Raw genomic sequence first — 9,745 nt, 5'->3', positions numbered from 1 at the left:
TTCAGGGCGTCCATCAACGCAGTACCTCCATATGTACGTCAGCTGCCTTGAAGCGGGCAAACGCCGCTTCCATGTCTCCGCCGATCAGGGCGAGGGTGAGCTGGCCATAGGGGACATCCTTGATGCGGTCGATACGCCCGGCGAGGATGCTGTAGTCCACACCGGTTTCGCGGGCCACGGTGCCCAGCAACGGCGCGTAGGTAGCGTCGCCTTGGAAGGTCAGGCGCACGATGCGGCCCGGTACGTGGGCAAAGTCGTCGCGCTGCTCGCCTTCGTCGACCTGCTCGTCTTCTTGGACGAAGCGCTTGGTGGTGGGGTGCTGCGGGTGCAGGAACACCTCGGCCACCGAGCCTTGCTCGACAATCTGGCCGGCGTCCATCACCGCCACGCGGTCGCAGACCCGGCGGATCACGTCCATCTCGTGGGTGATCAGCACGATGGTCAGCTTCAGCTCACGGTTGATTTCGGCCAGCAGTTGCAGGACCGAGGCCGTGGTTTGCGGGTCGAGGGCACTGGTGGCCTCGTCGCACAGCAGGATCTTCGGGTTGGTGGACAGGGCGCGGGCGATACCGACGCGCTGCTTCTGGCCGCCGGACAGCTGCGCCGGGTACTTCTTGGCGTGGTCTGACAGGCCCACGCGGGCCAGCAACTCGGTGACGCGCGTGTCGATCTCACTGCGCGACAGCTCGCCGGCCAGGGTCAATGGCAGGGCGACGTTGTCGGCGACGGTCTTGGAGGCCAGCAGGTTGAAGTGCTGGAAAATCATCCCGACCTGCTGGCGGAAGCCGCGCAGCTGGCTGGCGTTGAACGCGGTGACGTCTTCGCCGTCGACGATGATCTTGCCGCCGGAAGGTTCTTCCAGACGGTTGATCAGGCGCAGCATGGTGCTTTTGCCGGCGCCGGAATGGCCGATCAGGCCGAACACCTGGCCATCTTCGATGGTCAGGCTGGTCGGATTCAGTGCGGGGATTTCCCTACCGGCAACGCGGTAGGTTTTATGTACCTGTTGGAACTCGATCACGTAGCGAACCTTGTGGGGCGCATTGAAATTTGAATCAGCGGTTAGCTGGGGTCGCGCATTTTAGCCTTTTCCCATAGCTGTTCTTAGCATTTATTTCGTAATGCACCAATCCATCGGGCATATCGCGACAACCGGTAATCCTGATTGAACGCTCGGCAATGCCTCCCAGTCACTACTTGAACAAGCCCGAAACGGGCACGCCTGAAGACTGACGAGGAGAGCCGACCATGCCCAGCAAGAAAACGGACGCGCCCAAGCACAGCGAGGCCGCCGGCACCCAGACCCCTGATCGGGCCAACACCAACGCCAAGCTGCAGAGCCTGGAGGCCTTCCGCAGCGATGCCACGGGCCAGGCCTTGCGCACCAACCAAGGGGTGAAGATCGCCGATAACCAGAACAGCCTCAAGGCGGGTGTTCGAGGGCCGTCGTTGCTTGAAGATTTCATCATGCGCGAGAAGATCACCCACTTTGACCATGAGCGCATCCCTGAGCGCATCGTCCATGCCCGGGGTACCGGGGCGCACGGCTACTTTCAGAGCTATGGCTGCCATGCCGAGCTGACCAAGGCCGGTTTCCTGCAGGACCCGGAAAAGATCACCCCGGTATTCGTGCGCTTTTCCACCGTACAAGGGCCGCGCGGCTCGGGTGACACGGTGCGTGATGTGCGCGGTTTTGCCGTCAAGTTCTACACCGATGAAGGCAACTTCGATCTGGTTGGCAACAACATGCCGGTATTTTTCATTCAAGATGCCATCAAGTTCCCGGACTTCGTGCATGCGGTGAAGCCAGAGCCACAGAATGAAATGCCCACCGGCGGCTCTGCCCACGACACGTTCTGGGACTTCGTTTCGCTGGTGCCGGAGTCGGCGCATATGGTGATCTGGGCCATGTCCGACCGCGCCATCCCGCGCAGCTTGCGAATGATGGAAGGCTTTGGCGTGCACACCTTCCGCCTGATCAACGCCGAGGGTGTGGCCAGTTTCGTCAAGTTCCACTGGAAGCCCCGTCAGGGCGTGCACTCGGTGTTGTGGGACGAAGCGCAGAAGCTGGCAGGCAAGGACACCGACTATCACCGCCGTGACCTGTGGGAAGCCATCGAGACCGGGGACTACCCGGAATGGGAGCTGGGCGTGCAGGTGGTACCCGAGGCCGACGAGCACAAGTACGACTTCGACCTGCTCGACCCGACCAAGCTCATTCCTGAAGAGCTGGTGCCGGTGAAGCTGCTGGGCAAGATGGTGCTCAACCGCAACCCGGACAACTTCTTCGCAGAAACCGAGCAGGTGGCGTTCTGCCCAGGGCATATCGTGCCGGGCATCGACTTTACCAACGACCCCCTGCTGCAGGGGCGATTGTTCTCGTACACCGATACGCAGATCAGCCGGCTGGGCGGGCCGAACTTCCATGAAATCCCGATCAACCGCCCGGTGGCGCCGAACCACAGCAGCCAGCGCGATGCCATGCACCGCATGACCATCGACAAGGGCCGGGCTTCGTACGAACCCAACTCCATCGACGGCGGCTGGCCGAAGGAAACACCCCCTGCTGCACAGGACGGTGGCTTCGAGAGTTATCAGGAGCGGATCGATGCACACAAGATCCGCCAGCGTAGCGAATCGTTCGGCGATCACTTCTCTCAGGCGCGGCTGTTCTTCCAGAGCATGAGCCCGACCGAGCAGCAGCACATCATCAAGGCTTACAGTTTCGAGCTGGGCAAGGTGGAGCGTGAAGCCATCCGTGCCCGGGAGGTTAACGAGATTCTGGCCAATATCGACCTGAAGCTGGCGGCGGCGGTGGCGGCCAACCTGGGGCTGCCTGCGCCCAAGCAGGGAACGGTCAAGGTGAAAGGCAGCAAGCTCGCGCAGTCCAAGGCGTTGAGCCAGATGAACCACCCCGGTGACGTGGGCATCAAGGGGCGCAAAATTGCGCTGCTGGTGGCGGATGGCGTGGACGGTGCTAGCGTCGACAAGCTGGTGAAGGCGCTGGAAGCACACAGTACACGGCCGATGCTGTTAGGGCCGACATCGGCGCCGGTAAAGACTGCGGACGGTAAGCAGCTGCTGGTGGATGCGTCGATGGAAGGGATGCCTTCGATCATGTTCGACGGGATTGTCGTGCCAGGAGGCAAGGCTTCGGCGGACGCCTTGGTGGCCAGCGGGCTGGCCAAGCACTTCTTGCTGGAGGGCTACAAGCACCTGAAGGCGATGGTGTTGACCAAGGAGCTGGCGTCCGGCCTTGGGCTGAAGGAGGACAAGGGATTGCTGCTGGGGGATGACCAGAAGACCGTGGATGCCTTTGTCAAAGCGGTTGAAGGGCACCGGGTTTGGGAGCGGGAAGCAGCTGCGGAGGCTGTGCCGGCCTGATAGGTCCTATTCGCGGGTAAACCCGCTCCCACAGGTACAGCACCGACCTCGAAACCTGTGCTATCCCTGTGGGAGCGGGTTTACCCGCGAAGCTTTTTACTGCTGATGCGGTACCAGAACCACCTGCGCCGGCAGCGAGCGCTGGATCTCATGGGTCTGCTTCAGATCGAAACCACTGTCGATCTTGCGCACCCGCTTTTCCAGCAAAGTCTTCAGCCAAGGTGCGTCGTCAGTGCGCGGCACCTGGAGCACCACCTCGCAGTCATAGCTCACCACATCGGCGGCAATATCATCGAGCTGACGGCGCATGGCGCGGCTGTCAGTGGTCTTCAAGGCCACCACAGTGCTTGGCGCTGTCGGGTCGATGATACGTGCCTTGGGTTTGGCTTCAGCGGCTTTCAAGGCGGCCTCTGCCTTCTCCAGCTCGGCCTTGCGTGCCTGGCTCAGGGGATCGCCACCGGTCACTGCCGGGGCTTGCGGCATCAGTGCGCGAGCACGGGCCAACGCGGTAGCGGCCGCGTTCACATCGCCCTTCTGCAGGACGATCTGGCTGCGCTGCAGGTAGGCTTCGGCCAGCTGGCGCTGGTATTGCTCCAGGCGTGGGTCATCCGGCGACTGGGCCTGCAGGGCTGCAAGCTGGTCTTCGGCGGTGGCCAGCTCGTTGCTGGCGATATTTTGTTGCAACTGCTGCCAGGCATCGGCTTGGGCAGGTGCGGTGGCCTGCTCGACCGGCGCGCTCGAACAGGCAGCCAGGAACAGGGAAAACGCGGCAACAAGCAGATAACGGGAGGCGAACGGCTTCATTCCTGCGACTCTCTATTTGCGCAAAAAGCGAGCAAGTCTACACCCAGGTGCGCACGCTCGAAAACAGGTCTTACAGACCCTTTACCCGGCAAAAGGTTGCAAGGCGTGCCTGCACACGCCCTGCTTCTCAGCGTTTTGGCAGGGCCAGGCTCAGCAAGAATAGCACCGCCGCGCAGACCACGATCGACGGGCCGGCGGGGGTGTCCTTGAACCAGGACATGGCCAGGCCACCGCACACAGCGGTAACGCCCAGCAGGCTGGCGCCCAGGGCCATCTGCTCTGGCGAGCGGGCGTGACGCTGTGCCGCAGCCGCAGGGATGATCAGCAGCGAGGTGATCAGCAGCACACCGACGATCTTCATGGCCACGGCAATTACCACCGCAATCAACAGCATGAGCGCCAGGCGCAGGCCGGCCACAGGCAGGCCTTCGACCATGGCCAGCTCTTCGTGCACGGTAACCGCCAGCAGCGGCCGCCACAGCACGGCGAGCAACAGCAGCACCAGCGCACTGCCGCCGAGGATCCAGGCCAGGTCGGTGGTGCTGATGGCCAGCAGGTCGCCGAACAGGTACGCCATCAGGTCGATGCGCACATCGTGCATGAAGCTCAGTACCACCAGGCCCAGCGACAGGGTGCTGGGGGCGAGGATGCCGAGCAGGGTGTCGGAGGCCAGCGGCTGGCGTTGCTGCAAGGTCACCAGCAGGATTGCCAGCAACAGGCAGCCCACGGTTACCGCCAGCGCTGGGCTGACGTCCAGGGCGAAGCCCAAGGCAACACCGAGCAAGGCGGCATGGGACAAGGTGTCGCCAAAGTAGGCCATGCGCCGCCACACCACGAAGGAGCCCAGCGGGCCGGCGACCAGCGCCAGGGACAAACCGGCAAGCAGGGCGTAGAGAAGAAAATCAGCCATGCTTGCAGTGCTCTCCGTGAACATGGGTGCCAGGGGCGACCACCGAGCCGTGCAGGTCGTGGCTGTGGTCGTGATGGTGGTGGTAGATGGCCAGGCTAGGTGCGGTCTGGCCAAACAGCTCGACGAACGCTGGGTCGCCGCTGACTTGCTCGGGGTGGCCCGAGCAGCATACGTGGCGGTTCAGGCACACCACCTGGTCGGTGGCGCTCATCACCAGGTGCAGGTCGTGGGACACCATCAGCACGCCGCAGCCGTGGCGGTCGCGCAGGCGGGTGATGAGGTTGTACAGCTCGGTCTGGCCGACCACGTCCACACCTTGTACCGGTTCGTCGAGCACCAGCAACTGGGGCTCGCGCAACAGGGCGCGGGCCAGCAGTACGCGTTGCATCTCGCCGCCGGAAATGGTCTGGATAGGGCTGTCGATGACCTGCTCGGCGCCCACTTCCTGCAGCGCGGACAAGGCTGCCGCGCGGTCTACGCCGGGCACCAGGCGCAAGAAGCGCAGCACCGACAGCGGCAGCGTGGCATCGACCTGGATCTTTTGTGGCATGTAGCCAATGCGCAGCTTGGGCTTGCGCCATACCTTGCCGCGGTGTGGCTTGAGCAGACCGAGTACGGCGCGCACCAGGGTGGTCTTGCCGGCACCGTTGGGGCCGATCAGGGTGACGATCTGACCGGGGGCGACCGACAGGTCGATGCTGTCGAGTACTGCCTCGCCGCCAAAAGTGACGCCGACCTGTTCCAGGCGGATCAAGGCATCGCTCATGCCGCGCTCCGGCAGCTGCCGCACAGCCCGACCACTTCCACGGTCTGGGTCTCGACCGTGAAGCCCACGCCTTTGGCGCTGTCGATGATGGCATCGCTGATGCTGCTCTGCTCCAGCTCGATGGCCACATGGCAGGCGCGGCAAATCAGGAACTGGCCTTGATGCACATGCTCGGGGTGGCTGCAGCCGATGAAGGCGTTGAGCGAGGCGATGCGGTGCACCAGGCCGTTTTCCAGCAGGAAGTCCAGCGCGCGGTACACCGTGGGCGGGGCGGCGCGGCGGCCGTCCTGCTCGCTGAGCACGGCAAGGATGTCGTAGGCGCCCAGTGGCTTGTGGCTTTGCCACACCAGCTCCAGCACTCGGCGGCGCAGCGCGGTCAGGCGCAGGCCCAGGCGGGTGCACAAGGCGTCGGCTTCAGCCAGTGCGCTGTGTACGCAATGGGAGTGATCGTGAGGACGGTTGGCCAGCGGCGTGATGGACATGGGCAGCGACGGTTCTGGATGGAGACGTTATTATGTTACCTGTTTCTGACGACTCGAGTATCCACCGTGTCCCGATTCCTAGCTCTGTTTGTCGCTTTCATCGCATTTTCCGCCCAGGCCGATGTGCGCGTGCTCACCAGTATCAAGCCCCTGCAGCAGATTGCCGCTGCCGTGCAGGATGGCATTGGCAGCCCTGACGTCTTGCTGCCACCAGGCGCTTCGCCGCACCACTACGCGCTGCGCCCGTCCGATGTACGGCGGGTGGGTGATGCCGACCTGCTGTACTGGATCGGCCCGGACATGGAGAACTTCCTGCCGCGTGTCTTGGCTAGCCGCAGCAAGGCCACCGTGGCCGTGCAGTCGCTGACGGGCATGAAGCTGCGTCACTTTGGCGAGGACAGCCACTCCCATGAGGAAGAAAGCCACGACGACAATGACCATGATCACCGGCCGGGCAGCCTGGATGCGCACTTGTGGCTATCGTCGGTCAATGCGCGGGTAATCGCGGCAAAAATGGCGGCTGATCTGGCCCAGGTCGACCCGGCCAATGCGGCTCGCTACCAGAGCAACCTGAAGGCCTTCGACGAGCGTCTGGATGCACTGGATGCGCGTATCAAGGCGCGGGTGGACGGTATTGCCGGCAAACCTTATTTCGTGTTCCACGAAGCGTTCGATTACTTCGAGGCTGAATATGGTTTGAAGCACACCGGCGTATTCAGCGTGGCGTCCGAGGTGCAGCCTGGGGCGCAACATGTGGCGGCCATGCGCAAGCGCCTGCAGGAAGTGGGCAAGACCTGTGTGTTCAGCGAGCCGCCACTGCGACCGCGCTTGGCCGAGACCTTGACCGCCGGGCTGCCGGTGCGCCTGGCCGAGCTGGATGCGCTGGGCGGAACAGACCCGGTGGATGGCAAGGGCTATGAGCGCTTGCTGGAAAAGCTGGGCGGCGACCTGGCTGGGTGCCTGGAACAGCTCTAAGCCTGTGCCGGCCTCGTCGCGGGCATGCCCGCGAAGAGGCCGAATAGAAACTAGAGGGCGAATGGCAGGTGCAAAGCCACCTGCTGGCGCTGCGCCAGACGCACTTCGAACTCGCTCGGGTCATGGATCATCACATCCATTCCGGCAAACGACTCCGCTGCAATCAGGCGCGACAGCCAGAACCGCACGCAGCCTACCCGCAGCATTTCCGGCCACAGCTCGGCCTCGGCAGCCGTGAATGGCCGCAGCGCCGCATAGGCAGCCAGCAGCGCCTGTGCACGCGGCACATCCACCGCACCCTGCTCGTCCAGGCACCAGTCGTTCACGGTAATGGCGATGTCATACAGCATCGGCCCGGAACAGGCGTTGTAGAAGTCGATCACCCCGGTCAGGTGGGTGCCTTCGAACATCACGTTGTCGCGGAACAGGTCGGCATGCAGGTTGGCCCGTGGCAAGGCCAGGATCTGCGCTTTGTGCGCGGTGATTTCGTCCAGTGCCGGTTGCAGCAGCTTGGCTTGCTCGGCGGTCAGGCGTGGCAACAGTTCGGCACCCGAGGCCAGCATCCAGTCCAGGCCACGGTCGGTCTTGCGCTCGATGATGCGCGCGCGGGTGGCCAGGTGAATGTGCGCCAGCAACTCGCCGACCTGGGCGCAGTGCTGGTTGTTCGGTGCCTTGATGTGCTTGCCCGACAGCCTTGGCTGCAGCAGCGCAGGCTTGCCGCACAGCTCGCGCAGGCCGTTGCCGTCGCGGTCACGAATGGCATAGGGCACCGGCATGTCGGCGGCGTGCAGGGTATCGAGCAGCTCGATAAAGAACGGCATGTCCTCGCTTGGCCCGCGCTCGATCAGCGTCAGGACGAACTCCCCCTGTTCGAGGCTGACGAAGAAATTGCTGTTTTCGGTGCCGGCGGCAATGCCCTGGAAGTCGAGCAGACGGCCCAGCTGGTACGGCGCCAGAAAGGTTTCCAGCTCAGGCCGGGTCACGGGGGTGAAGACTGACATGATGAAAAAATGCCCATACGGGCACTTCCGCCGGGAAGTGCCGGGTTGATGTGAACGGTGCGCGTCAGATTACCACTCGAAGATCTTCCAGGACGGAATCAGCATGTCCGGCTGGTCGGATCGAATGAAATTGGCATCAGTGCCATCGGCGCGTACCAGAAAATAAGGCTTGCCGTTTTTCGGCGTGATCTTGATCGCATACAGGAAGCCGTTTTGCCGGTACTCCTGGATGGTTTTGTCGCCTTCCGTGCGAATGGTCACCTCGGGATCGGCCGAGGGGGCGTCGTCCGCCGCCAGGGTAACGACAGGCATGGTTGCCAACAGGCCGAGCAGTAACAGGCGATTGAGTGTACGCATGATAACCTAGTCCCTTTGTCGTCAATGATTCTGGCTATTCTAGCGCCGGACCCGTCGAAAAGGTTGATTCTGCTCATGAGCCAAGCGCCCCTCGTCCTGGTGGACGGTTCCTCCTACCTGTACCGCGCCTTTCACGCGCTGCCGCCGCTGACCACGTCCAAGGGCATGCCGACCGGTGCGGTGAAGGGTGTGCTGAACATGCTCAAGAGCCTGCGCAAGCAATACCCCGACAGCCTGTTCGCCGTGGTATTCGACGCCAAGGGCGGCACTTTCCGCGATGCCATGTTCGCCGAATACAAGGCCAACCGCCCCAGCATGCCGGACGACCTGCGGGTGCAGGTCGAGCCGCTGCATGCCAGCGTGAAGGCGCTGGGCTATCCGTTACTGTGCGTCGAGGGTGTAGAGGCCGACGACGTCATCGGCACCCTGGCGCGCAGTGCTGCCGCGAAGGGTCGCCCGGTGATCATTTCGACCGGTGACAAGGACATGGCTCAGCTGGTGGACGGGCACATTACCTTGGTCAACACCATGACCGGAAGCGTGCTGGACGTGGCTGGCGTGCACGAGAAATTTGGCGTCGGCCCGGAACATATCATCGACTTCCTGGCCCTGATGGGTGACAAGGTCGACAACATTCCCGGCGTACCGGGCGTGGGCGAAAAAACCGCCGTGGGCCTGCTGACCGGTATCGGCGGCGGCCTCAGCGATTTGTACGCGAACCTGGACAAGGTACCGGCACTGGCCATTCGTGGCGCCAAGACCTTGCCGGCCAAGCTTGAAGAGCACCGGGACGCAGCGTTCCTGTCCTACGAGCTGGCCACCATCAAGGTCGATGTGCCGCTGGATGTCGAAGTGGATGCGCTGGTGTGCGGTGAGCCTGATCGCGAAGCGTTGCAGGCGCTGTACACCGAGATGGAGTTCAAGAGCTGGGTTGCCGAAGTGCAGCGTGAGGCCGCAAGGGCGGGTAATGAGGTTGCGCCGGTCGAAGAGCCGGCGGCCAAGGTTGAGCCGACGTACGAAACCATTCTTGACCAGGCCCGTTTCGAGGCCTGGCTGGACAAGCTGC

10 protein-coding genes are annotated in these 9,745 nt (G+C 63.1%); 3 read left to right on the top strand and 7 right to left on the bottom strand.

Annotated elements, in window-relative coordinates; genetic code table 11:
* Positions 1-13: 13 nt before the first annotated feature.
* On the bottom strand, positions 14-1,021 hold the full coding sequence (locus tag APH42_RS27695) for a methionine ABC transporter ATP-binding protein (RefSeq protein WP_012269919.1): 1,008 nt from the start codon (positions 1,019-1,021) through the stop codon (positions 14-16).
* A gap of 227 nt (positions 1,022-1,248) precedes the next feature.
* On the opposite strand from APH42_RS27695, the gene katE reads away from it, so the two are divergent.
* Positions 1,249-3,384: a catalase HPII gene (gene katE / locus APH42_RS27690; RefSeq protein ID WP_060494670.1), complete on the top strand. Its 2,136-nt coding sequence runs from the start codon at positions 1,249-1,251 to the stop codon at positions 3,382-3,384.
* Between the two features lie 96 nt (positions 3,385-3,480).
* On the opposite strand, the gene APH42_RS27685 is transcribed toward katE, so the two are convergent.
* The 4 genes from APH42_RS27685 to zur all read right to left on the bottom strand — a co-directional run bounded on the left by APH42_RS27685 (position 3,481) and on the right by zur (position 6,346).
* A complete protein-coding gene (locus APH42_RS27685; RefSeq protein WP_060494669.1) occupies positions 3,481-4,188 on the bottom strand; it encodes a PA5502 family lipoprotein in 708 nt (235 codons plus the stop codon).
* 127 nt (positions 4,189-4,315) lie between these two features.
* The gene (gene znuB, locus APH42_RS27680) at positions 4,316-5,098 is read right to left on the bottom strand and encodes a zinc ABC transporter permease subunit ZnuB (protein WP_012269922.1); all 783 of its coding nucleotides are present in this window, start codon (positions 5,096-5,098) and stop codon (positions 4,316-4,318) included.
* Positions 5,091-5,864: a zinc ABC transporter ATP-binding protein ZnuC gene (gene znuC / locus APH42_RS27675; protein ID WP_012269923.1), complete on the bottom strand. Its 774-nt coding sequence runs from the start codon at positions 5,862-5,864 to the stop codon at positions 5,091-5,093. Before znuC ends, znuB begins: the two co-directional genes overlap by 8 nt.
* On the bottom strand, positions 5,861-6,346 hold the full coding sequence (gene zur / locus APH42_RS27670; protein ID WP_012269924.1) for a zinc uptake transcriptional repressor Zur: 486 nt from the start codon (positions 6,344-6,346) through the stop codon (positions 5,861-5,863). Before zur ends, znuC begins: the two co-directional genes overlap by 4 nt.
* An 18-nt stretch (positions 6,347-6,364) precedes the next feature.
* Between zur and APH42_RS27665 the strand changes: the two genes are divergently transcribed.
* Entirely contained in the window at positions 6,365-7,321 is a 957-nt protein-coding gene (locus tag APH42_RS27665; protein WP_060494668.1) for a zinc ABC transporter substrate-binding protein, read from the top strand.
* A gap of 50 nt (positions 7,322-7,371) precedes the next feature.
* Here APH42_RS27665 and APH42_RS27660 read toward each other — a convergent pair whose 3' ends face one another.
* Together APH42_RS27660 and APH42_RS27655 are read right to left on the bottom strand one after the other, a co-directional pair.
* The gene (locus APH42_RS27660) at positions 7,372-8,322 is read right to left on the bottom strand and encodes a homoserine kinase (RefSeq protein WP_060494667.1); all 951 of its coding nucleotides are present in this window, start codon (positions 8,320-8,322) and stop codon (positions 7,372-7,374) included.
* A gap of 69 nt (positions 8,323-8,391) precedes the next feature.
* Entirely contained in the window at positions 8,392-8,679 is a 288-nt protein-coding gene (locus APH42_RS27655) for a DUF2782 domain-containing protein (protein WP_010951520.1), read from the bottom strand.
* Positions 8,680-8,754: 75 nt separating this feature from the next.
* Here APH42_RS27655 and APH42_RS27650 point away from each other — a divergent pair.
* Positions 8,755-9,745: 5'-3' exonuclease H3TH domain-containing protein (locus APH42_RS27650; protein WP_305728950.1), on the top strand; the 991-nt coding region annotated here is incomplete at its 3' end.

Source organism: Pseudomonas sp. NBRC 111140 (assembly GCF_001320885.1).
GTDB classification, from domain to species: domain Bacteria; phylum Pseudomonadota; class Gammaproteobacteria; order Pseudomonadales; family Pseudomonadaceae; genus Aquipseudomonas; species Aquipseudomonas putida_P.
This window is presented reverse-complemented; position numbering and strand designations above follow the sequence as displayed.

Bases quoted from the DNA above. Each gene is read 5' to 3' on its own strand.
- katE (WP_060494670.1), top strand. From the start codon at position 1,249: ATGCCCAGCAAGAAAACGGACGCGCCCAAGCACAGCGAGGCCGCCGGC.
- APH42_RS27685 (WP_060494669.1), bottom strand. From the start codon at position 4,188: ATGAAGCCGTTCGCCTCCCGTTATCTGCTTGTTGCCGCGTTTTCCCTG.
- znuB (WP_012269922.1), bottom strand. From the start codon at position 5,098: ATGGCTGATTTTCTTCTCTACGCCCTGCTTGCCGGTTTGTCCCTGGCG.
- znuC (WP_012269923.1), bottom strand. From the start codon at position 5,864: ATGAGCGATGCCTTGATCCGCCTGGAACAGGTCGGCGTCACTTTTGGC.
- zur (WP_012269924.1), bottom strand. From the start codon at position 6,346: ATGTCCATCACGCCGCTGGCCAACCGTCCTCACGATCACTCCCATTGC.
- APH42_RS27665 (WP_060494668.1), top strand. From the start codon at position 6,365: ATGGAGACGTTATTATGTTACCTGTTTCTGACGACTCGAGTATCCACC.
- APH42_RS27660 (WP_060494667.1), bottom strand. From the start codon at position 8,322: ATGTCAGTCTTCACCCCCGTGACCCGGCCTGAGCTGGAAACCTTTCTG.
- APH42_RS27655 (WP_010951520.1), bottom strand. From the start codon at position 8,679: ATGCGTACACTCAATCGCCTGTTACTGCTCGGCCTGTTGGCAACCATG.